Source organism: Enterococcus sp. AZ011, from assembly GCF_050548355.1.
Classification (GTDB): domain Bacteria; phylum Bacillota; class Bacilli; order Lactobacillales; family Enterococcaceae; genus Enterococcus; species Enterococcus faecalis.
Genome location: NZ_CP172959.1, coordinates 2110292 through 2135804 on the forward strand (window position 1 = coordinate 2110292; position 25513 = coordinate 2135804).

Below are 25513 nucleotides of genomic sequence, written 5' to 3' on the forward strand. Positions count from 1 at the left end.
CATTATCGGTTTTTTCAATCTAGGTTTTGCCTGCATTATCAGTAACAATCCGCGATTATTGGTTGTTATGCTTTTTTATCATTGACCACTCTTTGGATATGAATGGTTAAATAAATCATTTCCGCTTGATCAATTGGTCGATCATAGCTTTTTAATAAATACTCATTAATACGTTGGACCGCTTGAAACGCCTTAGGATACTTTCCTTGGACCAATGCAAAAAGAAATTCGTCCTCCTCATCATGCGCTTCTTGTTTTAAATAACGTTGCGCAAAATATTGAAGATGTGTAACAATTCGTTGATAGTTCAATGAATCTTCATCAAACACCTGTCCAAAGTAGCGACTAATAATCGTTAAAATATCACGAACCATCTTGGTTGCTTCCATGGTAACTTCCATATTGCCATTTCCTTGTTCAGCATTCACAATATGAAAAGCAATGAAGCCCGCTTCATTTTCTGAAAATTGAACCTCTAGCTTTTCAGCAATAATCGCTAATGCTTGCTTTGCGATTTCAAATTCTTTAGGATAAAATTTGCGTGTTTCGAATACAAGAGGATTCGGAATATCAATTCCTTCTTTGGCTCGAAGTAACGCATAGTGAATATGATCCGTTAAAGTTAAATAAATATTTGATGAAAGCTCAATCGCTAGCGTTGTTTCTGCTAAATCAACGATTTGTTTGACGACTTCTACTTCTTTGGTGGGGACGTCTTCAAACAGCTGCTGGAATTGCCCTGCCATAGCGGAGTCCTTTAACACGAATTCCTTTTCAACATAATCTGGATTGATCGTGTCTCCAATCTTCTTTTGAAAGGCTAAGCCGCGTCCCATATAAACAATTTCTTCGCCTTGCTCATTTCTTGAAAGCACGACATTATTATTTAAAACTTTTTCAATCCTCATGATGAATGCAACCTCACTTTTTTATAAAAAAAGCCCAGAATCCCTCCACTGATTGTGTTAATGGAAGACTCTGGTTTTGCCTGCAAAGCAGTAACAATCCTTATTTACAAAGTAATAATAGCATGCTTTTTTTTAATATGCAAGCCTTTCCAAAAAAATATTTTTATTTATTTTTTACTCTTTTGATCCATTTTAAAAAAAAGTTTACTAAAAGTAAAAAAAAGACTTGCTTTCTCTTACTTTTTATTAGTAAAATAGAGATGTTGAATTTTTAAACTATTTATTTTAAGGAGATTACACAATGTCAAAATTATTAGTTGTTAAAGCACATCCATTAACAAAAGAAGAATCACGCTCAGTTCGTGCGTTAGAAACATTTTTAGCTTCATACCGTGAAACAAATCCATCAGACGAAATCGAAATTTTAGATGTTTATGCACCAGAAACAAACATGCCGGAAATCGATGAAGAATTATTATCTGCTTGGGGTGCACTTCGCGCTGGCGCAGCATTTGAAACATTAAGCGAAAACCAACAACAAAAAGTGGCTCGTTTTAATGAATTAACTGATCAATTTTTATCTGCCGACAAAGTAGTAATTGCTAATCCAATGTGGAACTTAAACGTACCGACACGCTTAAAAGCTTGGGTAGATACAATCAACGTTGCTGGAAAAACATTCCAATATACTGCAGAAGGACCAAAACCTCTAACAAGTGGTAAAAAAGCCTTACACATCCAATCAAATGGCGGCTTCTACGAAGGAAAAGATTTTGCTTCTCAATACATTAAAGCGATTCTAAACTTTATTGGTGTTGAGCAAGTTGACGGATTATTCATCGAAGGAATCGATCATTTCCCTGATCGCGCGGAAGAACTTTTAAATACTGCCATGACCAAAGCAACTGAATACGGTAAAACATTCTAAATTTTCCGAGTGATTTACATCAAAAAGAGACAAGCAGTTCGTTCACTGCTTGTCTCTTTTGTTACGTAGATTCTTGTTGATCTGGCTTATCTTCATCATACAAACCGGAAACAATTTGGTACCACTCAAAAATGTGTGTAATTATCACCTTAGCTGCGGCATAAACAGGAATTCCTAAAATCACCCCGACAATCCCAAATAGTTTACCAGACGTTAATAAAACAACCAAAATGGTGACTGGATGAATGGATAACTGACTGCCTAGGACAAGTGGTGAAATAAACCGACCTTCGACCGTTTGCTCAATGGCAAAAACAATCAAGACTTTAATTAACAAAGCTGGCCCACTGACAATTCCTAAAAAGACTGCTGGAATCATGGCTAAAAATGACCCTAAATAAGGGATTAAATTTAAAAAGCCTGCTGCAATACCTAAAGTGACTGCATAATCTAAGCCAATGACAGAAAAACCAATCATAAACATAATTGCCACTGCGAAAGCGACAGTTAATTGTCCTCTAATATAAGAAGAGACTTGATCATTGACTTCTGCAAGAACTTTTAAGGTTGGTTTACGCATCTTCACTGGTAAAAACTTCATTAAATATGGCGCTAAGTTTTTGCCATCTTTCAGTAAATAAAATAGAATAAAGGGCATCGTAATGATGGCGACAAAGATCGTAGCCACCGCCCCAAAGAAATTACCAATTCCTTGTACTGTGAACGTTGAGACGTTTTTAATGATGGTACCTAACGAGCTGACAACTTTATCGCCTGCCGCTTCAAGTTGTTCTCTAAATTGCGCGAAAAGTGGATCACTTAATATTTCCTGCGATTTTTGATCAATTGTATCAATATATTGAGGAAAATGATTCACAAAGCTGACAGATTGCTCACGAATTTTAGGAACGATTACAATACCACCCCAAATGAGTAGTGCCACAATTAAAATAAATAGGCCGATAATACTCCAGACACGTGAGATTTGTTTTTTCTCTAAATAATCGACAATCGGATTTAATAAATAATATAAAATCCCCGCCATAATTACTGGTAAGCCGACAACGCCGAAAAACTGCCAGACGGGCTTAAATAAATAAGAAACTTTCGTAAAAGTTAGAATAATTAACAGCACCAATAAGACAATCAGTAAGGCTGTTACTACTTGATTATTTAAAAACCAACGCCAAAACCAAGACAGGCGTTTATCAGTCGTTTGTTTTTTATCCATTGATTCACGCTCCATTTACTAAATAATCAATTGTTGTTCCAATGGTTATCTTTGGTAACTGATGGGGCGTTAAATAAACACCATTTCGGATAACATCATCCTCATCGGTTGGTGCATCAGCAAAGATTAAAGTGCTGTGAGCGATACTTTGCAAGTTACTATTGGCAAAAGAACCCACTTTTGTAATTGTATAGTTTGTATCGCCAATTTTCAGATGATCTCCTTCTGCCAAGGTAACTTGGTCTTTTTCTGGGAATGATTGAATAACTGCATGTTGCTTCAAGGTATCGGTAGCAGTTTCTCCAAAAAGAATAATCATTTTTTCTGAATCATCGATTGCATGTTTGCCTATTTCTGTTACGGTTGCTTGCATCTTCCATCCCACTCCTTCATTATCTTACTTCTATTATTATAGCATAGAATAAAATAGATATTCAGGAAAAAGAAAAGGCGATGAACAATCGTCAATTGACTTTTGTTCACCGCCTTAAAATAAGTTTTTATTTAAAGAAGTTCATAATATGAGTCCAAATTTTTTCATCAAAGACATCCATTGGATTCCCATTTCCAATCAAACCATAACCAATCATTGTTCCCACAACAAATAAGATAATGACTAACGAAATGACCACTAGAATTTTCAATAATGTTACTAAAATATAACGAAATGAACTCATACGTTTGACTCCTTTAGATTACTGTCGTTGCTTGTTTTTCTTCAATTTTTTCATCATTGACACGTTCAACGTTCGCGCCTAATTTTTGAAGTTTTTTATGGAACTCATAATAGCCACGATCTAAATATTTCAAATTAGAGACACGTGTAATGCCATTTGCACGTAACCCTACTAAAATCAATGCGGCAGCTGCCCGTAAATCAGTGGCTTCCACTGCTGCTCCTTGTAACTCGTTGCCACCATTAATAACGGCAATGTTGCCGTCAATTTTTAAGTCAGCGTTCATTCGACGCATTTCCTCTAAGTGTTGGTAACGATTTTCAAAGACTGTTTCTGTCACGATGCTTGTTCCTTCAGCAAACATTTGGATCGCTGTCATTTGCGCTTGCATGTCTGTTGGGAAACCAGGATGCGGCATTGTCTTAACATCTGTTGGTTTTAGATGTTTTGGTCCAATTACACGGATGCCGTTTTCTTCTTCTTCAATGATTGCACCCATTTCAGTTAATTTAGAAATTAGCGGACGATTATGTTCAGAAATTGCTTCTTCAATTAAAACATTGCCCTCAGTCATTGCTGCAGCTACCATGAACGTACCTGCTTCAATTCGATCTTGAACGATTGAATGCTCTACGGCATGTAATTTATCGACGCCTTCGATACGCATCGTTTCTGTTCCAGCACCGATAACATTGGCACCCATTTTGTTTAAAATGTTTGCTAAGTCAACGATTTCAGGTTCACGAGCAACGTTTTCAATGATGGTTGTTCCTTTCGCACGAACAGCAGCCATCATAATGTTTTGCGTAGCGCCGACACTTGGGAAGTCTAAGTAAATAGTGTTACCGATTAGTTCATCCGCAATTGCTTCAATATAACCATTTTTTTGGATGATTTTTGCACCTAATGCTTGGAAGCCTTTTAAGTGTAAATCAATTGGTCGTTTTCCAATGGCACAGCCACCTGGCATTGCCACTTTGGCATGGCCATTACGAGCCAATAAAGGTCCCATTACAACGATAGAAGCACGCATTTTACTAACGTACTCATAGTTTGCTTCGATTCCTAAAGGTTGTGTTGCGTCTATTGTTACTTCATTCGCGTCTTCATCAAAATCAATGGCTACATTCAAATGCTTAATTACTTGATTCATTGTAAATACATCAGATAAAATTGGTACATTTTTTAAAGTAGTAACGCCTTCTTCAGCTAAAAGAGTAGCTGCTAAAATTGGTAAAACAGCGTTTTTGGCGCCTTCAATTTTTACAGTTCCTTCTAATTTTGTATTACCACCATGAACAATAATTTGTTCCATTTTGTTCCCCCCAAAAAAATGAGAATAGGTATTCCTATTCAAAATCTTTACTATTATACCATTATTCAACTAAAAATTGTACCTTTTTTTATTTTTCAATTTTTAAGGAAAATACACAATGAAAAGATTTCGACAAAGCGCAATCAATTCTAAAGCAAACGAGCTAACTGTGTATCCGATAGCGATGGCGAAAAATACCATCAACATTCTGATTTGCGGTGTAAATTGGGTTTTGAAAAATTGCTCAATACGCAATGATTGCAACGCCCAAAAACTTATGTAAATGAACATAAGATGACTAACGATTCGAACAATAGCATCTACTCCATAGTATTGCATAAGGAGCCTCCTTTTTTCTAACGTAGGAACATTTTATCACAAAATAATAAAAACCGATAATTAATCCACTTGAAATGCCAAAATTTGACACTATTTATTAAAAAATACGAAGAAATAGAGTTTAAGGCACCTGACTCAATAGCAAGCGCCTTAAACTCTACAAAAGTGACTGAATCCTTCAGCCTTTTTTACCCATGTTTCGATACGTTGATCCGGTTGATTGCACGATGCAAAGCAACAGTCGCACGACGTAGTTGATCGCGGTCGTCTTTTGCTTTGGCTTCTTCAATTAAACGTTCTGCTCGTTGTTTTGCTCGTTCAGCACGAGGTACATCGATATCTCGTTCACGTTCGGCACTATCGGCAATAATAGAAACGACATTATCACGGACTTCCATGATACCACCATTTACAGCTACCCAGTCAACATGTGTATCTGAATCGGTCCGTTTGATGCGGACTTCATCAATCGCTAGCGGAACGATGATTGGCGCATGTTTTGGTAAAATACCAATTTCACCATCTGTTGTTTTCGCCACAACGATTTTTGCATGGTGGTCATAAACTAGACCATTAGGCGTTACTACATTCACAGTAAGACTATCCATTGTGTTTGCCGCCTTTCTAGTAGTTTAATTGTTTCGCTTTTTCGATGGCATCTTCAATTTTACCGACACTACGGAAGGCTTCTTCTGGCAGATTGTCATGTTTACCTTCAAGAATTTCTTTAAAGCCACGAACTGTTTCCGCAACTGGTACATAAGAACCAGGTTGACCTGTAAATTGTTCAGCAACGTTAAAGTTTTGAGATAAGAAGAATTGAACACGGCGTGCGCGACCAACAAGTACTTTTTCGTCATCTGATAATTCGTCCATCCCTAAAATAGCGATGATATCTTGTAATTCACGGTAACGTTGTAAAATATGTTGCACTTCGGTAGCCACTTCGTAGTGTTCTTCTCCAACAATTTCAGGAGCCAAGGCACTAGAAGATGAAGCTAACGGATCTACCGCTGGATAAATCCCTTGTTCGGTTAATTTACGTTCCAAGTTAGTTGTTGCATCCAAATGGGCAAACGCTGTTGCTGGCGCTGGATCGGTATAGTCATCGGCTGGAACATAGATTGCTTGAATAGAGGTAATTGATCCTTTTTTCGTTGAAGTAATCCGTTCTTGTAATTGTCCCATTTCAGTCGCTAAGGTTGGTTGGTAACCAACGGCTGACGGCATCCGACCTAAAAGGGCAGAAACTTCTGAACCGGCTTGGGTGAAACGGAAAATGTTATCAATAAATAATAGCACGTCTTGTCCTTCCACATCACGGAAATATTCAGCAATCGTTAACCCAGTTAAGGCCACACGCATCCGTGCACCTGGTGGTTCGTTCATTTGACCAAAAACCATGGCTGTTTTTTCAATAACGCCTGAATCTTTCATTTCATAGTACAGGTCGTTCCCTTCACGTGTCCGTTCACCAACACCAGTAAAGACGGAAATCCCCCCATGTTCTTGGGCAATATTATGAATTAATTCTTGAATTAAGACGGTTTTACCAACACCGGCACCACCGAAAAGTCCGACTTTACCACCTTTTAGATAAGGTGCTAATAAGTCAATAACTTTAATCCCTGTTTCTAAAATTTCATTACTGGTACTTAATTCATCAAATGCTGGCGCTTTTTTATGAATCCCACTACGTTCAGCATCTGCAGGGAATGGCGCTTCTAAGTCAATTGTGTCTCCTAAAACGTTAAACACACGACCCAATGTATCTTTACCAACAGGAACTGAAATTGATTTTCCTGTATCGATAACTTCCATTCCACGTTGTAAACCATCTGTCGATTCCATGGCGATAGAACGAATCACTCCATCACCTAGTTCTAAAGCGACTTCAAGTACTACTTTTTGTTTTGCTTCGCCATTTTTATAAACGACTAAAGCGTTGTTAATATCGGGTAAGGATTGATCTAATGAAAATTCCACGTCAACAACGGGACCGATTACTTGAACAATCTTTCCTGAACTCATAATTTCTTTCCTCCAGTCTTCATAAAGTCACACGCTTTGAACGTTTTTATAAACGTTCAAACGTAAGACTAGATTATTCTAGTGCAGCTGCACCAGCAACAATTTCTGTAATTTCTTGGGTAATCGCCCCTTGACGAGCACGGTTATAAGAAATTGTTAAATCGCTAATAATATTTTGCGCATTGTCAGTGGCTGTTTTCATGGCGGTCATCCCAGCAGCATGTTCTGCTGTTTTCGCATCAATGATCGCCCCATAAATTAAGCTTTCTGCATATTGTGGTAATAATTGATCCAAGATTGCTTCAGGTGAAGGCTCTAAAAGATATTCTTGTTCGTAAGAGGTTGCCTCTGATGGATCTAAATCAGTAATTGGCAACATTTTTTCCACACGAAACTGACTCGTTAGTGAGTTAACGTGGTGATTATAACAAACATACAATTCATCAAACACTTCGTTTTGGTACATAGTCGTTGCCGTTGTCACAATCTTACGAACTTCTTCAAACGTTGGTTGATCCGTTAAGCCTCTTAGCTCATAGGAAACATCGATTCCGCGTGCTTTAAAGAAATCCGCCCCTGTACCACCAATGGCGATTAAGGCATATTCTTTATTAGAATCGTGGTCTTCTTGAATCATACTCATGGTTTGTTTTAAGATTGAGCTATTGTAGCCACCAACTAACCCTTTGTCAGAAGTGATAACGATATAGCCTGTTTTTTTGACAGGTCGTTGTGCTAACATCACATGATAGTTCCCTTCACTAAGAGAAGATTGTTCTGTTTCACGTAATTCACTTAACTGAGCAGCTACTAAATGCGTAACGACACTACGAATTTTTGAAGAATATTCTTGAAAGCTTTTAGAGGCGCCTTCTGACTTGGTCAATTTGGCTGCAGAAACCATTTGCATCGCTTTGGTAATTTGGCTTGTCTTTTTTGTTGATGCAATGCGTTGTTTGATTTCGTTTAATGAAGCACCCAATGTCGCTCACCTCTCTTATGCGTTATCGATTTTTTCTAAAGCTTCTTTGGCTGAATCTCCGCTGTTGTTTGCCGCTGCAAACATTTCAGAAAACTCTGTAATCGCTGCATCTAATGCATCAGTATCTGGTAAGTCTTTCGTTGTACGAATGGTTTCCAGTAAGTCTGCATGTTTGCCATCAAAATAATCGAATAAATCTTGTTCAAAGTGTAAAATTTTATCTACGCTCACGCTATCTAAAAAGCCGTGTGTTAACGCATATAAAATTAAGACTTGTTTTTCTACAGGCAGTGGCGCATGTAGTTTTTGTTTTAAAATTTCTACCGTACGACGACCACGGTTTAATTTAGCTTGTGTTGCCGCATCTAAATCAGAGCCAAATTGTGTAAAGGCTTCTAACTCACGGTAACTAGCTAAGTCTAAACGAAGCGTTCCGGCAACTTTTTTCATTGCTTTGATTTGCGCTGATCCTCCGACCCGAGAAACAGATAACCCAGCATCAACGGCTGGACGAGTGCCTGCATAGAACAAGTCGCTTTCTAAGAAAATTTGTCCATCAGTGATTGAAATAACGTTTGTTGGAATATAAGCAGAAATATCGCCTGCTTGTGTTTCAACGAATGGTAAAGCTGTCATTGAACCGCCACCTAATTCATCACTTAATTTAGCTGCACGTTCTAACAAACGTGAGTGTAAATAGAAGACATCCCCTGGATAAGCTTCACGACCTGGTGGACGGCGTAATAGTAGAGAAAGTTCACGATAAGCCACGGCTTGTTTTGATAAGTCATCAAAAATAATTAAGACATGTTTGCCGTTATACATGAATTCTTCACCCATTGCAGTTCCTGCATATGGTGCAATGTAAAGTAATGGTGCTGGTTGTGAAGCCCCTGCAGTCACAACGATTGTATAATCTAAGGCACCAAATTTACGAAGTGTTTCTACTTGGTTACGAACAGTAGATTCTTTTTGACCAATCGCTACATAAATACAAATTACATCTTGTCCTTTTTGGTTAATAATTGTATCAATTGCAATCGATGTTTTCCCTGTTTTACGGTCTCCAATAACTAATTCCCGTTGTCCACGACCAATTGGTACTAGGGCATCAATGGCTTTTAAGCCAGTTTGCATTGGTTCAGCAACAGATTGACGTTGCATAACACCTGGAGCTGTTGCTTCCACAGGACGTGTTTTGTCTGTTTTAATTTCGCCTAAACCATCTAATGGTTGACCTAATGGATTAACAACACGGCCAATCAAAGCTTCCCCAACGGGTACTTCCATGATTTTGCCTGTGCGTTGTACTTTATCTCCTTCACGAATGGTTTCAAAATCGCCAAGGATAATAATCCCTACATCATTTGTTTCTAAGTTTTGTGCCATTCCGTATGAACCGTTTGAAAACTCAACAAGTTCTCCACTCATGGCATTTTCTAAACCGTGGGCGCGGGCAATTCCGTCACCGACGTAAGTGACTGTTCCAACTTCTTCAACAGCAAGCTGTTGTTGATAGTTTTCGATTTGTTCTTTAATCAAGGCACTGATTTCTTCTGCTTTGATAGCCATTCAATTCACCTCTTTGTAGTCCTAAAGATTATTTTAATAACTTCTGCTGCATATGTTCTAATTGTTTGCGGATGCTGCCATCGATTACTTGATGGTTTGCTTCAATAACCACTCCGCCGACAATTGACGGGTCAATTAAATTGACTAAATGCGCTTGTTCATACCCTAATAATTGGGCAGCTTTTTCTTCCATTGCTTGATGTTGTTCTTTTGATAAAGGAATGGCTGTTGTCACTGAACCCAAAATTAGTCCTTGGTGCTCATCATAACGTCGTTCATATTCATCAATCATCAAGAGCAGATCGTACATGCGACGATATTCGTAAACCACTCGCAAAAAGTTTTGCATCATTTCACTAAAACCTGTTACTAGTTTTTCCATGATGCTGTCTTTTTCATAAGGTTCTAAGCGATCATCACTTAAAATATCGCCGATACCAGGTACTTGGTGATAGACTTCGCGAAGCGTCAATAATTCTTGATAAATTGCTTCAGCTTGGTTCTTTTCAACTGCCAACTCAAACAAAGCCTTGCCGTAGCGTTTACCAACTGTATATTTATCTAGTTTCATTTGCTTTACCTAAACTTTCAATATAAGAATCAATCAATGCTTCATGTGCATCTGGTGTTAATTCTTTATTTAAAATTTTGGCTGCAATTTGAAGAGAAAGATCTGCCACTTCATTTTTTACTGAAGACAATGCTTCTTCACGTTCTTGAGAAATATCTGTCCGAGCTTTTTCGCGTAAGCGAGTAACTTCCGCAGTTGTTTCTTTTAATGTTTTTTGGCGAGTCTGTTCTCCACTTTCTTTCGCGTTTTTAATAATTTCAGCTGCTTCTGATCTGGAAGAAAGTAATTGTTGTTGACGTTCTTTTTCCATTTTCGCTGCTGCTACGCGAGATTGTTCTGCAGAGTCTAAATCGTTGGCAATTTTTTCTTCACGTTGTGTCAAAATATCTACGATTGCTCCCCATGCATATTTCTTTAATAAGAGCATCAAGATTAAAAATGCACCACTGACAACAATCATCGTGCCTAGTGTGGTACTAGGAGCCGTTTCACCGACTACCAATATAGTAAGTAGCATGAAGTCTCAACTTCCTTTCTTGCAAAAATCGATTTAGCTTCTTCAACTGCTTTATCACCAGCTATTGAAAAGGCTAAAGATAGAAGAAAGCAGTGACGGTCCCGATAATAATCAGCGTCCTGCCTCCATTTTATTGCTTATCTGAATAAAAGTAATAAAGAAACAACGACACCTAAAATTGGCACAGCTTCGATTAAAGCGACCCCGATAAACATTGTTGTTCTTAATTGACCAGACATTTCTGGTTGACGAGTCATTGACTCGATTGTTTTTGAAATAACTTGTCCGTTACCGATAGCGGCTCCGATAGCTGAACCGAAAATTGCAATTGCTGCTGCGATAAAATTTAATCCTTCCATTGTGTAAAATCCTCCTAAAAGATAATTTTTGTCCTTCGTATTTCTTGATTATTCTTCTGTTTCAATTTTGTGTGACATATAAACCATTGAAAGTGTCACAAAGATAAACGCTTGGATACATCCAATAAAGATTGAGAATGCTACCCAAATCATTTCTAGCGGAATTGCTAGTGGGATAACCCATAATCCAACGCTTGCTACGGTTCCAGCAATCAAGCCCAAGAGAACTTCGCCGGCAAAAATGTTTCCGTACAAACGCAAGCCTAATGTTAATAGATTCGTGAATTCTTCCATTAATTTTACCGGTAGTAAGAAACCAACGGGTCTTAAATAACTATTAACTAGATAGCCTTTAAAACCAAAGCGTTTCATACCAAAGAAGTGTGTTAAGACAATCATCATCATCGCTAACGTTAAGGTTACGATTGGATCGGCGGTTGGACTTTTCCAAACGCTGAGATCGTCGCCCACAACGATTTTTGTAACGAGACCCAAGATGTTTGAAACAAGTACAAACATGAACAGGGTAAACGCCATTAAATGAAAATTGCTCACTTCTTTACGAGGTAAATTGTCTGTAATGATTCCACGAATAAAATCCACTAACCATTCGATGACCGTTTGTTTGCCTTTAGGTCGTAGCTTCATATTTCTCGTACAAGCATAGACAAAGGCGAAAACAATGATACACGTCAACAGCACCATCAAAACAATGGTTCCATCAAACCAAATTGGTCCGATATTGAAGAGTAATTTCTTCTCTTCCAAATCAATTCACCTCTTTTCCAACAATCTTTCAGAAGTTTCATCCTACTCCTGAGTGATAATCCCTGGCAAAGCTATCGTACCACCACTTGTTGATAATTTACAAATAGTTTACTTTTAAAATTTCATGTGTTGAAAATTGGTTGGAAAACCTTTTCCATAAACCAATCTAATGCAGGGTGGTACTGCTTTCCGAAGCGATTAAAAAATGAATCATTTACATTCATTTACTCAACACTTACCAGATTTTACACCTAATCCGAAGAAAGGCAAGCAAATATGCGAAAAAGAATAAATTTACATTTTTAACGTCGGTTATTTTTTAATGTTCGGCTGATTTGTCGGTCAACTTCCTTACGTTTCAAGTCTTCACGCTTGTCGTACTGCTTTTTCCCTTTAGCTAAACCAATCAAAACTTTGGCATAGCCGTCTTTAATATAGACCTTCAAAGGTACTAATGTGATACCTGTATTTTTGGTTTCGCCGATTAACTTATTAATTTGTTTTTTGTGTAATAATAATTTTCTGGTACGTAATGGGTCATGATTAAAAATATTGCCCTGTTCATATGGACTAATATGAACGTTATACAAAAAGGCTTCTCCGTTTCGAATTCGCGCAAAACCATCTTTTAAATTGATACGACCATTTCGAATAGATTTGATTTCTGTTCCTTGTAAAACAAGACCTGCTTCAACCGTATCGATAATTGAATAATCATGTCTAGCTTTGCGGTTTTGTGCGATTAATTTTCCTTCCCCTTTTGGCATAAGCGACCTCCTCTACTTCTTCTTTTTCCCTTTTTTATTTTTTTGTTTCATTGCTTCTTTATAAAAAGGTTGTTTTTTACCTTTGCCTTTTTTCTTATTTTTCTTTTTCTTACCATCAAATGATTCATCTTTTTTATTTCTTCGTTGATTATTTGAACGAGTTGAAGAATTGGCTTTACCTTTTTTACGTCCTTTTGGTCCTTCGACTGGCGCGACTTCCTCAGCTGAAATCAATTCAAAATCAACTTCTCTTGTTTCTGGATCAGCTTTTTCAACACGGATTTGAACTTTCTGACCAATTTTCAAAGTCATTCCCGTCCGTTCACCAACTAACGCCATATGATTTTCAATAAAGTGGAAATAATCTTGTTTTAAGTTGTTCACGTGAATCAAGCCTTCTATTGTATTAGGCAGTTCCACAAAGATACCAAATTTTGTGACTGAGCTGATAATCCCGTCATACGTTTCTCCCACTTTATCTACCATAAATTCGGCTTTCTTCATGGCGTCCACTTCACGCTCTGCATCAACTGCGCGACGTTCCATACTTGAACTATGATTGGCAATTTCTGGTAATGCTTCGTTCCATTTTTCTTGATTTTTTTCAGATTGATCTTGGCTATAGCTACGAATCAAACGATGCACAATTAAATCTGGATAACGACGTATTGGTGAAGTGAAATGCGTATAATATTCAGCAGCCAACCCATAGTGTCCGTAGTTGTCTTCTGAGTATTTCGCTTGTTGCATACTTCTTAGCAACATCGTATTGATAACCACTTCTTCCGGCTTATTTTCAACTTGCTCTAAAACTTTTTGTAAATCTTTCGGTGAAATGTTTTCTTTTGTTCCTTTAACAAGAATGCCAAGTACTGCAGCAAAATCAAAGAAACGTTGCATTTTTTCTTCTTTTGGTTGTTCATGAATCCGATAAATAAATGGCAGTTTTAAGTCATGATAATGACGTGCCACAGTTTCATTCGCTGCCAACATAAAGGATTCAATTAATCGTTCACCCACGCCACGCGTGCGTAAAAGAATATCTTGGGGATGACCATTTTCATCAACTAGGACTTTGGCTTCACGATCTTCAAAAGAAATCGCACCACGGCGCATACGCATCTCTTCTAATATATGGTGCAGCTCGCCCATCTCTTTAAACATGGGAACTAGCTCTTTGTAGCGTTCTAACGTTTCAGGTTTTTGCTCTTCTAAAATTTCATTGACTGCTGTATAGGTCATTCGCTCCGTTGTTTGGATTACACTTTGGAAAATTTCATGCGAAATAACTTCTCCTTCTGGTGTAATTTCCATCTCACAACTCATGGTTAAACGTGGAACATGTGGGTTTAGCGAACAAATCCCATTTGATAATCGCTGCGGAATCATTGGCACAACTCGGTCAGTCAAATAGACACTTGTGCCACGTTCATACGCTTCCATATCCAATTGGCTTCCTTCAGTTACATAATAAGAAACATCTGCAATATGCACCCCTAAAAAGAAATTGCCATTTGCTAACTTTTGTACCGTTACTGCATCATCTAAATCTTTCGCATCTTCTCCATCAATCGTCACAATCAACTGATCACGTAAATCCCGACGACCGACTAAATCACTTTCTGCAATAGTTTCTGGTACTTGGTCCGCTTCAGCCAAAACTTCATCAGGAAATGCTGTGGGAATTCCATGAGCCACCACGATTGATAAAATATCCATTCCTGGATCATTTTTATGACCAATCACTTGTTTGACTAGTCCTTCCATACTTGTCGGATATTCTTGATCTGGATAATAGGTAATTTCAGCAATGACAATACTACCATCTACTGGCTTAATCCCTTCAGGTGCAATTGATACAGTATACTGATTCAATTTCTTATCTTTGGGAATCATGTAGCCATACAGTCCCATTTCTGCCATTTCTTCTTCACTATATGCCACAAATTCTCCGACAACTTGGCTCACTGCTCGCTCTTTAATTTCTTTGACTTTACCTTCTGCGCCGCGATCTGAAAAAGGATCCGCATGTTGGATCACGTCGATTAAAACCGTGTCCCCATCCATTGCAAAGTTCGTTGCCTCTTTCGGAATGTAAACATCTGGTTCTTCAGGATCGATGGTTACAAAACCAAAGCCTCGTTCATTTGCACGAAACGTTCCTTCTATTAATAAGTCTTTCATTGGTAACAGGACTTTGCCTTTTTTGTTGAAACTAACTGACTTTTCTCGTTCCATTTGTGCAATGGTTTGCACTAAAATTTTAAAATCTGAACTTTTTTCTAAATTCAAGCCTTGTGCAATTTCTTCCATTGAAAAGCTTTTCTTTTTTTGGCTTTCCATGAAATGTAAAATTTGCTCTTTAATTGTTTGTTTTGTCATTATTTCTCCTCATTCCAAGGTAGTGTTGCTAAAAATTGCACCACATCTTGCTCTAATTGTTTGTGTTCTCCACTCACCGTAATGACATGTCCGCTGTTTGGGTACCATTGTAAGGTCACACGTGCTTGTGTTAGCGCTTGGGCCGTTTGATAGACGCCCATTGGCTCAATCATTTCATCTTTGCCAGCTTGCGCTAAGAAAAGAGGTGCGTGGATTTTGTTTAGTTTGTCAGCCGTCTGACTAGCAATCGTTTCAATCGCTCCTAATTGTTGTTTGACTCGTTGCTCAATCGATTGCAACCGGCTTTGTTGTTCCTCTGCAGGAACTTCTGCGATTTTCATCACATTTTCTGCGTATAATACAAAATTTTCTGGGACTTTATTTTCGACAGGGTAGATAGGTGAACAGAAAAATCCACCACCAATTAATCCTGTTAATTGTTCCGTTAATGCATGCATACTGAAAATCCCGCCCATTGATAAACCAAAAATGGCAATTTCTTGGTAACCTCTTTCTCTCAAAAAAGCGACTGCTTCTTGTGTATCTTGCCACCATTGTTCCGTTGTTTGATCTAAAATATCTTCAGGAACTAGCGTGCCATGTCCTGAAAAATTAGGCGAATAGACAGTATAATTTTCTTTTTCTAAACGTCTGCTTAACATCCGTACATCATTACTGCTGCCAGAATAAGCATGTAATAAAAGGACCGCCCGTTTTCCTTTTTCTGAAAATAACGGCTTCGGTAAATTGATTTTTTTTGCCACTTCGCTCACCTCAGCTTCATTCTATCATATTCTCAAAAGAAAACCTTCCGAAATGATAAGTTTCAAAGACTTTTTCAGAAAGAAAAAGAACAGAAAAATAAGTGTCCGCACTCATCTCTCTGTTCTAAACTTGTCATTTTAAAAGATTACGTACTTATTTTGAAGATAAGAACGCCAAAACAAATAATAAAATCATCCAAATTGCGCCAAGAACTGCTGTTGAGCGTTGCATAACAGCTTCAAAACCGCGCGCTTTTTGCTTCCCAAATAATTTATCTGCACCGCCAGTGAAGGCACTTGCTGCACTGTTTTGTTTGCTTGGTTGCATCATAACAGTAATGACGATTAAAACAGATAAAATGATGACCAACGTTAAGATTAGATTATACATGCGTTAATTCTCCTTTTTATACAAATATGCGAAATTCATCTACTTTAATGTAGCATATTTTATCTGTAAACACCAGTGAAATTTAATGTCTTTCCTTATTTGTCTCTAATAACAACAGCCGCAAGTAGGAATCAGATTTCTACTTGCGGCTGTTGCTAGTTTCTTCTTTATTTTCTCAATACGTCTCCGTATTCAGGTTTAGTATCAAATTCTTTTTTGGCAAATGGACATAGCGGAATAATTTTTTTATGCTCTTTTCTCGCTTTTTCAACACCGGCTAAAACAAGTTTTTCAGCTAATTTTTGTCCACGATAAGTTGGATCAACAAACGTATGATCAATAATCATCATGCTTTCGCCAGCATCTGACCAAGTCATTTCACCAATTTCTTGGTTTTCATCGTTATATAGAGCAAAACGATTGTTTTCTTCTTTAATTTGCATATTCGTTCCCTGCTTTCCGAATATATTTTAGAGCACCACTTGGACATGAATCAACTACAATCATGTCATTTTCAACACTTCCGTTATCTGGAATAATCCATGGTTTCCGACCAACTTCAAAGACTTCTGGATTTCCACGAACACAATTACCAATATGTTCACAAATATCTTTATTATAAAAGATATCAATTCCTTCCCCAGTATATTTACGGTAGCCTTCTTTTAATAGTTGTTCTTCCGTGACTGGTTGCCCATCTATTTGGTTTCCTTTCATTGCACAATCTCTCCCCTGTAACTTATTAATATTAAAAACGTACCTTTATTTTAACACTAAGCTGGACATTCAGGCAATTAATTGTTCCACCTTACTTGCCAATTCGACGAGCACGCAAAGCAGATAAGATTGACACAGTGTCCACGACTTCTTGTAGCATAGCCCCGATTAGCGCCGGAATGATCCCGGTACTAGCAATTAGCATTAGTAAAACGCAGATAAAAATTCCGATTAATACAGATTGTTTGGCAATTTTCATGGTATCTTGGGCAATTTCGACCGCTTGGCTGACTTTACTTAAGTCATCTTTTAAAATAACAACGTCAGCAGTTTCACTAGCCGCAGTAGCTCCATGAGCGCCCATAGCAATACCTACGTCTGCAGCAGCAAGCGAAGGTGCATCATTTACACCATCCCCTACCATGATGACTGGATGGTTTTCTTTGGGCAATTCTTTTAGAATAGTTAACTTATCTTGTGGTAAACATTCCCCATGTACTTCGGTAATTCCTACTTCTGCAGCAATCGTTTCTGCGACGGATTCTTGATCCCCCGTCAGCATTAAAATTCGTTGAAGATGTAATTGGTGTAATTTTTCCATAGTCTCTTTTGCTTCTGGTCGTACTGTGTCTGTAAAAGTAATTCGGCCTAAATATGTGCCATTACGTGAAATATGAATAGTCGTTTTATCAATTTTTTCAGTTGTTTGAGACTCTTGTGTCACAAAATTCTTTTTACCTACCCGTATCTCAGCACCATCCACAAATGCCTTCACGCCAGCACCAGAAACTTCCGCTAGATCTGTAATATTTTTTAATGGGACATCTTGCTTTCTGGCATAAGCAACAATTGATCTAGCTAAAATGTGACTTGATTCTTGTTCCACGCTTGCTGCCAATCCCACTAATTCAGCAGCAGTTATTTCCGCATCGATTGGTTGGACTTGATCAACAGAAAGTTGTCCTTGCGTAATCGTGCCTGTTTTATCAAACGCAATCGTTTTTGCAGAAGCTAATTTTTCGACCATCGTTCCCGATTTAATAACGACCCCATGACGACTTGAACGACCCATCCCTGCCACTAAAGCAATTGGGGCAGATAGAATTAAAGGACACGGCGAAGCAACAACTAAGACTTCCGCAAAACGTGTCGGACTTTTTGAAACAAACCAAGCAACACCTGCAATTAGGTAGGCAACTAGTGTAAAAGGTACCGCATAGCGGTCTGCTAAACGTACAAAATGAGCTGGACGTGCCGCAGATTCTTTCACTAAGTTCACAATCGTTTGATATTGACTGTCTGCTACAGTTTTTTCAGCAACCATTTTCAAGGAGCCATCACCATTCACGGAACCCGACATTAATTCATCCCCAGGATTTTTTTCAATTGGTTTTGATTCTCCTGTTAATGAAGATTCATCGACTGTTGATGTCCCGGTTTTTACCAAGCCATCAACTGGAACTAGTTCCCCTGGTTTTACTACTAATTCATCGCCAACATTGATTTCCTCAACAGAAACATCTTCTAAATTTTCGCCATTCAAACGATGAGCTTTTTGTGGCGAGTTATCCAATAATGACTTCAGCTCTTGGTTAGCTTTTCCAGCGGCATAGTCTTCTAATGAATCCCCACCAGTCAACATAATTAAAATCATCAAACTGGCCCAGTATTCTCCCACAGCTAAAGTTGCAACGATAGCGGTAATCGCTAAAATATCGACACCATATTTTCCTTCACGTAAGGTTTGAATCATTTCCCAGAACATCATTAACGCCATTACAGAACCTGTTATTAAAATAATACCATACGCCCAATTCGGCTGATGTAAAATAAATTCAAATAATAATGCCAAAACTCCTGTTATAATTGTAATCCCCAATTTTGTTACATGCTTCATCTCTTTTTCTCTCCCATCATTCACTTTACATTATTGAGCGTACCTTTTCTGTTTTGAAAAAGAAAGTGAAAACGCCTAAATGAAAACGACTTTCATTATCATAGGATAGTTGCTGTAGCAACGTTTACTTTCTGAAAAGTAGTTATGTAAAAAAAACACAGACCATCGTTCATTCGCCGATGGTCTGTGTTTTTATTTCCAAAAATCATCAAAAATTGTAATGGGTAAATGCCGTTTGTGTTGTCCTTTTTTATACCAGTTTTCAATTGTTTGTTGATCTGTTTCCGAGACTTTTTTGCCTTCCAAATAGTCATCAATGGCATCATACGTGACACCTAAGGCAACTTCATCTGCAACTAACGGTTTGTCATCTTCTAGATCAGCTGTTGGTATTTTTAGATACAAGGCTTCTGGTGCCCCAAGTTCTTTCAGCAAAGCTTTTCCTTGGCGCTTATTTAAACGAAATAACGGTAAAATATCCGCTCCGCCATCGCCATATTTGGTGAAGAAAGCTGTCACATTTTCGGCTGCGTGGTCTGTGCCAATTACTGCGCCAGCATTTTCGCCAGCTACTGCATATTGTGTAATCATACGTTGACGTGCTTTCATGTTCCCTTTATTAAAATCGCTAATTTGAACGCCAGCGTTTTCTAGCGAACCAACCATTGCATCCACTGCTGGTTTAATATCCACTCGTAAAGAAACATCTGGCTGGATAAAGGCTAGCGCGGCTTGTGCATCAGCTTCATCTGCTTGCTCACCGTAAGGAAGGCGAATCGCAATAAATTGATACGACATATCTCCTGTTTCTTCGCGCATTTCAGTCATCGCTAATTGTGCTAAGCGCCCAGCTAATGTTGAATCTTGTCCGCCACTAATTCCCAAGACAAAGGTTTTTAAAAAAGGATGTTTAGTTAAATAAGCTTTCAGAAAATCAATACTTTTACGAACTTCTTCTTTTGGATCAATTGTCGGTAAAACACCTAACTCTTGAATGATTTTTTCTTGAAGTGTTGTCATTTCTAGGCCTCCTTATTCACCGTTTCCGTTAAATGTTTAACGTCTTTACGCACTTTTTCCAATAAATTCATTTTGTGGTTCCAACAATCTGTTGAAAGGTCCACTGGATATTTCTGCGGATTCAAGTCCCGCTTGTATTCTTCCCAAAGTGAATCTAAATTTTCTTTTGCATATTGTTTAATTTCATCTAAAGTTGGTAATTCGTACACACGTTTTCCTTCAACGAAAATATCTTGGAGTACTGGCCGTGCTTCAAAATCACGGACATACTTATTAATAAAGGTATGAACGGGATGGAACATATAAATTTCTTCTTCTTGGCGAGGATCTTCGTTCCAAAGTGTCACATAGTCCCCTTCTGACTTTTTATCAGATTTACGTGTAATGCGCCAGACTTGTTTTTTCCCTGGTGTTGTCACTTTTTCAGCATTGCTAGATAGTTTAATGGTATCTTTCATTTGACCATCTTCACCTTCAATTGAAACTAATTTAAACACCGCTCCTAAAGCCGGTTGATCATAGGCGGTAATCAGCTTGGTACCCACGCCCCATACATCAATTTTTGATTTTTGCATTTTTAGATTCAAAATCGTATTTTCATCTAAATCGTTCGATGCATAAATTTTTGCTTCAGTAAAGCCTGCTTCGTCCAGTTGTTCACGAACTCGTTTAGAAATATAAGCCATATCGCCACTATCAATCCGCACACCTAGGAAATTAATTTTATCCCCCATTTCTCGAGCTACTCGAATTGCGCTTGGCACTCCCGCTTTCAAAGTATCATACGTATCAACAAGGAAAACGCAATCCCGATGTGTTTTGGCATACGCCATGAATGCTTCATAATCATTTCCATACGACTGAACCAATGAATGGGCATGAGTCCCACTAACCGGAATACCAAAAATTTTACCAGCACGAACATTACTTGTCGCGTCCGCCCCACCAATATAGGCGGCTCTTGTGCCCCAAATGGCAGCATCTAATTCTTGTGCCCGGCGTGTTCCAAATTCCAATAAAGGATCATCGCCTATCACGGATTTAATTCGAGCCGCTTTTGTCGCAATTAATGTTTGGAAATTCACCATATTTAGCAAGGCAGTTTCTACCAATTGACATTGTGCCAAAGGACCTTCAATTTGAATTAACGGTTCGTTATTAAAAACCAAATCCCCTTCTAAAGCAGAGCGTACAGTACATTTAAATTCAAAATTTGCTAAATACGTCAAGAAATCTTCTGGATATTCTTCAACTTCTCGGAGATATGCAATATCAGATTCTGTAAACGTTAAATTTTCGAGATAATTGACTAAACGTTCTAAACCTGCAAAAATTGCGTAGCCATGATTAAAGGGCATCTCTCTAAAGTAACATTCAAAAACAGCATGTAAATCTGCTCTCCCTAATTCCCAGTATGTTTGCATCATATTGATTTGATACATATCTGTATGCAATGTCAAACTATCATCTGCATATGTATAGTCCATCGTTTTCTACCTCTATTCTTTGTATTAAAAACTTGTTTATATTATAACAAAAAAATTTTTTTTAGCCTAAAATCTGCTTAGACCTCTTTTTCTTTAAAAATGAAAAATTTACTGAAGAAATAATTTAAAATCACTACTACAACTTGTGTAATCATTTTCGCCCAAAACGATGAAAAATGAATGCCATCAATTAGGAGAATCATTAAACCCATATCAGCCACAAAAGATAAAATTCGGTACCAATAAAATAAGCCCATTTCTTTAAAAAAACCAGCTATGCTTTCATGCTTACTTGCGAATACCCAATATTTATTCGTGAAAAAGGCAAATAGAACAGATAAAAACCAACTAATTGTGTTACTTATCTTGTAATCCAACCCTAACACATTTTGACAAACAAAAAACACAACTAAGTTGACGACAGTCGTTGCACCACCAAAAAATAAATAAGCCAGTACTTCTCGGTATTTACGAAATAATTCTTTCAATTTTCACGCATCCTTTCAACTAATCATTTTATCAAACTTCGGCAAGAAAACCTATCTATTTTGTGTAAAGACACAATTCTCTTGCTAATTTTACTATTTATTAAGTATTTATGAAAAACATAGTAAGAGTAGAGGAAAAGTTCATCCATGAATGAACTTTTCCTCTACTCTTCGTCTAATAATATATTGACTCTATCGACCAATAAGTTAAATCAGCATTAGTCCTTTAGCTTAGGAAGTGCTATCGTTTGTCCTTCGGTTAATACAGAATACGTTAAGCCATTTGCCTGCTTGAGGGCGGTTAAGGAATAGCCCGTTTTTTTAGCAATTTTTGCGAGTGTCTCTCCTCTTTTTACTTCATAATACTCAGTAGACTCTGTTTTTGAGGCATTCGCTGTACCATTTGATTGCTCTGCTGTTTCCAAAGCATTAGTCACCGATTTACTGATTATTAGTGATTGAAGTAACGCTTGTTCTTTCGGTTCTAGAGAAGTCGCCGCTGTATGCTGAGGAATCGTGATCTTTTGGCCAATATAAAACATTTCTTGAGTCTTTGAATTTTGCTTTAAAATGGCTGTTGCTGACACACCAAACGTCTGGCTAATGGTGGCGAGAGAATCTCCTTTGCTTACTTCATAGATGACTGCTTCTTTTTTTAGCTGTTCTTTGACTGCTTCCTTATCAAACGAAGGTTTCTTTTCTTCTGCCAAATTAGTCACTACTGGTTTCTTCTTTTCTTGATCGTATTCAGTTAATTGATAGGTTTCAATCAACGCGTTTAATTTTTTATCGTAATATGTATCCGTTGCATAACGACCTGTCAAAAATTTTGTTGCCTGCTGATAATTCGTCGTGTTTGCTTTCAAAACGCTGTGATAAAACGTTGGATTACCAGCCAGCCCATTGATGATTAATTTACTATAGTCTGTTAATGACTCTTTATAGGATGGATACTGACGAAAATCGGCATGAATGGTGGTCATCTTCCCTTTACCATCATCTTCTTGTGTGGGAAAGCTGACACTTTGACCTTGATAAGCGCCTTTAATGCCAAACAAATTATAATTAGGCGGCGCCGCTAACGCACTATTGCCCGAGCCACTCTCTAAAATAGCTTGAGCTATCATGACAGAAGCGTATAGATCATGTCGCTGACCAATAACTCGTGCTTCTTCACCAATTTTTCTAATAAACTCAGAAGTAGAAGCATTCTCTTGGACAACAAAATTTGCCTCGGCTTGTTGTTGAATTCCTGCTTGCTTTTCCTTTTCTTGACTGTTGTCTATCTCTGAATGTACCAACGGCTCTTTGGTCTTTTCAGTTAATGTAGAATTTTGTGCTTCCTGATTATGAGGCGGCTTCTCAGTGAGTATTTTACGCTTTTCAGACACTAGTTGCTCATTTTGTAACGATTCGGTTGGTTTAGTACTAGCAATTGTCTTTTCTTGTGGCGGTAAACTATTTTCAGATTCTGAAGGTTCCACATTATTTTCCTGATGGTCACTGCTGTCATTTTGTGTTGAACTTTCTTGTTGTTCAGACGAACTTATTATTGTTTCGTTCAGCGTTGAAGAAGTAAGAGTTCCTTGGTCTTGATTGACTTGGTCCGCTCTTTTTTCTTCCAGTATTAGCTGTCGGCTTTCGTGACTCGTTTTGGTCTCCTCTTGAGCGATTAATGGTTCCGAATTGTAGTAACTGGCGCCCGCATAAGTCCCTAAGACTCCAAGACATACCAACTTCAAATATCTTGCCTTTCTTTTTTTCATCGCATTTCTCCTTCATTTACCTCTTTATTTCTGCTAATAACTGCTCTATCTGTTGGTACGTTCCTGTTGATTCATTCTTGATTGTCAGCATTTGTTCACAATAAGCTTGGTACTCTCTTGCCACTTGCTTCATGCGTGTTAAAGTTGCTAAACGTTGTTCCATCTCTTCATGAACTGTTGCAACTTGTTGGTTAGCTTGGGCAATTGTTTCTTTTGCTTGACGTTTGGCTTCTAATAAGACTTCGCCAATTTCTTTTTGAGAAAGCGTAACGGCTGTGTCTAAATTCTCTTCACTGGTCTGTCTCTGTTGCATCTTTTCTTCAGACAATTGTTTCTGTAAAGAAGTAATAGTTGCTTCTTTATCACTTAACGTTTCTTTAAGCTGTTTAAGTTGCACATCTTTTTCGACTACTTGTTTTTGTAATGCTTCCACTTCATTGGTTCGCATTAATAATTGCTCCGTTAGCTTTTTAATGGATTGCTGATATAATTGATTTTCTTCTTCTAGTTTTTCAACAAAAGAAAATGACTCTTCTGACAGTTCAGTCGGCACTTGTTGCTGGACCTGCTTTACTTTTGCAGCTTGCTCTTTTGCATAAACGACCTCGTCATCAAAGATTGCTTCTTCTGTTACCGTTGGTTGTGCTTTCATCGATTGTTCATTTTCAAAATCCGGCATCTTCTCATACTCCTCATCTTCATTGTTTTTAGTCAAAAATTGCCACATCTTTTTCTCCTCCTTCGTACCTTTTACACCGTTAACATATAGCCTTTTGAACGAATTGTTTTGATATATTGTGGTTTGTTCACATCTTGTTCAATTTTTTTGCGCAAATGGAAAATCACATTAGCGACACGATATTTTCGTTCATTCGCAGTATCTTTCCAGACATTTTTGTAGAGTTCTTCATATGTAATTGTTTGTCCTGCGTGTTTGTATAAATACTCTATTGTGAAAAATTCCAATTTTGTTAAAAGAATTTCTTCTCCACTTCCCAAGCAAACACTCAAATTTGGCGCAATTAAATACAATCTCTCAGAAAGATTCTTAGTAACGGTTTGTTCCTCGTTTGCACTAACTAATTTAGGATAAAAACGTCTTTTTACACGTTGCAATAAATTACTCATGCTTAACATGCATTCTTGACGATCATAAGAATGATCAAAAACGCCATCTGCACCTAATTGTAAATAAATAATTCGATTGACTTTACTAATTACTTCTGTCCGAGAAAATAACCAAATCGGTAAATCTGACTGCTTGCGAATCGTCATTAATAACTCACAACAAGTATTTACTTGCTGGTGATCAGTAACTTCAATCACTAATCCATCAATATGGTGCAAATGAAGAAGTATATTTGTTCCTTGGATAATCTGACATTCTACTTGATTACTAACAAACCAATTTTGACAGTATTCTTTTGTTTCAATTGTCAAAGGAACGACACCAATTGTATATTTTTCCATTTTTCCACCTCAATCTTCCTAATATTCCCCTTCAAAATATAATAATTTTTATTTATATTCTATTAATAAATAAAAATTACCAACTACTAGTTTTCAAAAAATGATTGTTATTACTAAATTTTATCGAATAAAAACAAGGCTGTCTAGCTAAAACGAAGCCTTTAAA

General features: G+C 37.6%; 28 protein-coding genes. 1 reads left to right on the plus strand and 27 read right to left on the minus strand.

Features of this window, described 5'->3' with window-relative positions; translation table 11 throughout:
• Positions 1 to 65: 65 nt before the first annotated feature.
• Entirely contained in the window at positions 66 to 908 is an 843-nt protein-coding gene (licT, locus tag IGL36_RS10125; RefSeq protein WP_002397991.1) for a BglG family transcription antiterminator LicT, read from the minus strand.
• Between the two features lie 301 nt (positions 909 to 1209).
• On the opposite strand from licT, the gene IGL36_RS10130 reads away from it, so the two are divergent.
• A complete protein-coding gene (locus tag IGL36_RS10130) occupies positions 1210 to 1836 on the plus strand; it encodes an FMN-dependent NADH-azoreductase (RefSeq protein ID WP_002356569.1) in 627 nt (208 codons plus the stop codon).
• Between the two features lie 61 nt (positions 1837 to 1897).
• On the opposite strand, the gene IGL36_RS10135 is transcribed toward IGL36_RS10130, so the two are convergent.
• The 26 genes from IGL36_RS10135 to IGL36_RS10260 all read right to left on the minus strand — a co-directional run bounded on the left by IGL36_RS10135 (position 1898) and on the right by IGL36_RS10260 (position 25347).
• Entirely contained in the window at positions 1898 to 3067 is a 1170-nt protein-coding gene (locus tag IGL36_RS10135; protein WP_002381494.1) for an AI-2E family transporter, read from the minus strand.
• A 4-nt stretch (positions 3068 to 3071) separates the two neighbouring features.
• A complete protein-coding gene (locus IGL36_RS10140) occupies positions 3072 to 3440 on the minus strand; it encodes a PTS glucitol/sorbitol transporter subunit IIA (RefSeq protein ID WP_002356567.1) in 369 nt (122 codons plus the stop codon).
• A gap of 127 nt (positions 3441 to 3567) precedes the next feature.
• The gene (locus IGL36_RS10145) at positions 3568 to 3744 is read right to left on the minus strand and encodes a DNA-directed RNA polymerase subunit beta (RefSeq protein ID WP_002356564.1); all 177 of its coding nucleotides are present in this window, start codon (positions 3742 to 3744) and stop codon (positions 3568 to 3570) included.
• A 13-nt stretch (positions 3745 to 3757) separates the two neighbouring features.
• Positions 3758 to 5059, minus strand: a complete 1302-nt coding sequence (murA, locus tag IGL36_RS10150) for a UDP-N-acetylglucosamine 1-carboxyvinyltransferase (protein ID WP_002356562.1) — start codon at positions 5057 to 5059, stop codon at positions 3758 to 3760.
• 102 nt (positions 5060 to 5161) lie between these two features.
• Complete coding sequence (locus IGL36_RS10155; protein WP_002356560.1) at positions 5162 to 5398, minus strand: DUF1146 family protein; 237 nt, start codon at positions 5396 to 5398, stop codon at positions 5162 to 5164.
• Positions 5399 to 5586: 188 nt separating this feature from the next.
• Positions 5587 to 6006 (minus strand): F0F1 ATP synthase subunit epsilon, encoded by a 420-nt coding sequence (locus IGL36_RS10160; RefSeq protein WP_002356559.1) that lies wholly within the window; start codon positions 6004 to 6006, stop codon positions 5587 to 5589.
• Positions 6007 to 6022: 16 nt separating this feature from the next.
• The gene (gene atpD, locus IGL36_RS10165) at positions 6023 to 7429 is read right to left on the minus strand and encodes a F0F1 ATP synthase subunit beta (RefSeq protein ID WP_002356558.1); all 1407 of its coding nucleotides are present in this window, start codon (positions 7427 to 7429) and stop codon (positions 6023 to 6025) included.
• A 73-nt stretch (positions 7430 to 7502) separates the two neighbouring features.
• Complete coding sequence (locus IGL36_RS10170) at positions 7503 to 8411, minus strand: F0F1 ATP synthase subunit gamma (RefSeq protein WP_002359606.1); 909 nt, start codon at positions 8409 to 8411, stop codon at positions 7503 to 7505.
• A gap of 15 nt (positions 8412 to 8426) precedes the next feature.
• Positions 8427 to 9983 (minus strand): F0F1 ATP synthase subunit alpha, encoded by a 1557-nt coding sequence (atpA, locus tag IGL36_RS10175; RefSeq protein WP_002356555.1) that lies wholly within the window; start codon positions 9981 to 9983, stop codon positions 8427 to 8429.
• Between the two features lie 28 nt (positions 9984 to 10011).
• On the minus strand, positions 10012 to 10554 hold the full coding sequence (atpH, locus tag IGL36_RS10180; protein WP_002356554.1) for an ATP synthase F1 subunit delta: 543 nt from the start codon (positions 10552 to 10554) through the stop codon (positions 10012 to 10014).
• Positions 10541 to 11071: a F0F1 ATP synthase subunit B gene (gene atpF / locus IGL36_RS10185; RefSeq protein ID WP_002362573.1), complete on the minus strand. Its 531-nt coding sequence runs from the start codon at positions 11069 to 11071 to the stop codon at positions 10541 to 10543. The genes atpH and atpF overlap by 14 nt, the downstream gene beginning before the upstream one ends.
• Before the next feature lie 137 nt (positions 11072 to 11208).
• Positions 11209 to 11430 carry an ATP synthase F0 subunit C gene (gene atpE, locus IGL36_RS10190; RefSeq protein ID WP_002356552.1) on the minus strand — a complete coding sequence of 74 codons (222 nt, stop codon included), beginning with the start codon at positions 11428 to 11430 and terminating at the stop codon, positions 11209 to 11211.
• Positions 11431 to 11478: 48 nt separating this feature from the next.
• Positions 11479 to 12198: a F0F1 ATP synthase subunit A gene (atpB, locus tag IGL36_RS10195; RefSeq protein WP_002356551.1), complete on the minus strand. Its 720-nt coding sequence runs from the start codon at positions 12196 to 12198 to the stop codon at positions 11479 to 11481.
• Between the two features lie 302 nt (positions 12199 to 12500).
• Positions 12501 to 12965, minus strand: a complete 465-nt coding sequence (smpB, locus tag IGL36_RS10200; protein ID WP_002356550.1) for an SsrA-binding protein SmpB — start codon at positions 12963 to 12965, stop codon at positions 12501 to 12503.
• Between the two features lie 12 nt (positions 12966 to 12977).
• Entirely contained in the window at positions 12978 to 15347 is a 2370-nt protein-coding gene (rnr, locus tag IGL36_RS10205; protein ID WP_002356549.1) for a ribonuclease R, read from the minus strand.
• Complete coding sequence (locus IGL36_RS10210; RefSeq protein WP_002384145.1) at positions 15347 to 16120, minus strand: alpha/beta hydrolase; 774 nt, start codon at positions 16118 to 16120, stop codon at positions 15347 to 15349. The genes rnr and IGL36_RS10210 overlap by 1 nt, the downstream gene beginning before the upstream one ends.
• 145 nt (positions 16121 to 16265) lie before the next feature.
• Positions 16266 to 16502 (minus strand): preprotein translocase subunit SecG, encoded by a 237-nt coding sequence (gene secG / locus IGL36_RS10215; RefSeq protein ID WP_002356546.1) that lies wholly within the window; start codon positions 16500 to 16502, stop codon positions 16266 to 16268.
• A 167-nt stretch (positions 16503 to 16669) separates the two neighbouring features.
• A complete protein-coding gene (locus IGL36_RS10220) occupies positions 16670 to 16945 on the minus strand; it encodes a GNAT family N-acetyltransferase (protein ID WP_002356545.1) in 276 nt (91 codons plus the stop codon).
• Positions 16935 to 17219: a (4Fe-4S)-binding protein gene (locus IGL36_RS10225; RefSeq protein ID WP_002356543.1), complete on the minus strand. Its 285-nt coding sequence runs from the start codon at positions 17217 to 17219 to the stop codon at positions 16935 to 16937. Before IGL36_RS10225 ends, IGL36_RS10220 begins: the two co-directional genes overlap by 11 nt.
• A 91-nt stretch (positions 17220 to 17310) precedes the next feature.
• Positions 17311 to 19140, minus strand: coding sequence for a heavy metal translocating P-type ATPase (locus tag IGL36_RS10230; protein ID WP_002397989.1), 1830 nt, complete (start codon positions 19138 to 19140; stop codon positions 17311 to 17313).
• Positions 19141 to 19308: 168 nt separating this feature from the next.
• Positions 19309 to 20136: an ammonia-dependent NAD(+) synthetase gene (gene nadE / locus IGL36_RS10235; RefSeq protein WP_002356540.1), complete on the minus strand. Its 828-nt coding sequence runs from the start codon at positions 20134 to 20136 to the stop codon at positions 19309 to 19311.
• A gap of 2 nt (positions 20137 to 20138) precedes the next feature.
• On the minus strand, positions 20139 to 21623 hold the full coding sequence (locus IGL36_RS10240) for a nicotinate phosphoribosyltransferase (protein WP_002356538.1): 1485 nt from the start codon (positions 21621 to 21623) through the stop codon (positions 20139 to 20141).
• A gap of 77 nt (positions 21624 to 21700) precedes the next feature.
• A complete protein-coding gene (locus IGL36_RS10245) occupies positions 21701 to 22111 on the minus strand; it encodes a GtrA family protein (RefSeq protein ID WP_002356537.1) in 411 nt (136 codons plus the stop codon).
• Between the two features lie 218 nt (positions 22112 to 22329).
• On the minus strand, positions 22330 to 23877 hold the full coding sequence (locus IGL36_RS10250) for a glucosaminidase domain-containing protein (protein ID WP_002397988.1): 1548 nt from the start codon (positions 23875 to 23877) through the stop codon (positions 22330 to 22332).
• A gap of 16 nt (positions 23878 to 23893) precedes the next feature.
• On the minus strand, positions 23894 to 24604 hold the full coding sequence (locus tag IGL36_RS10255) for a hypothetical protein (protein WP_002397987.1): 711 nt from the start codon (positions 24602 to 24604) through the stop codon (positions 23894 to 23896).
• A gap of 23 nt (positions 24605 to 24627) precedes the next feature.
• The gene (locus IGL36_RS10260; protein ID WP_002368880.1) at positions 24628 to 25347 is read right to left on the minus strand and encodes a response regulator transcription factor; all 720 of its coding nucleotides are present in this window, start codon (positions 25345 to 25347) and stop codon (positions 24628 to 24630) included.
• Positions 25348 to 25513 lie beyond the last annotated feature (166 nt).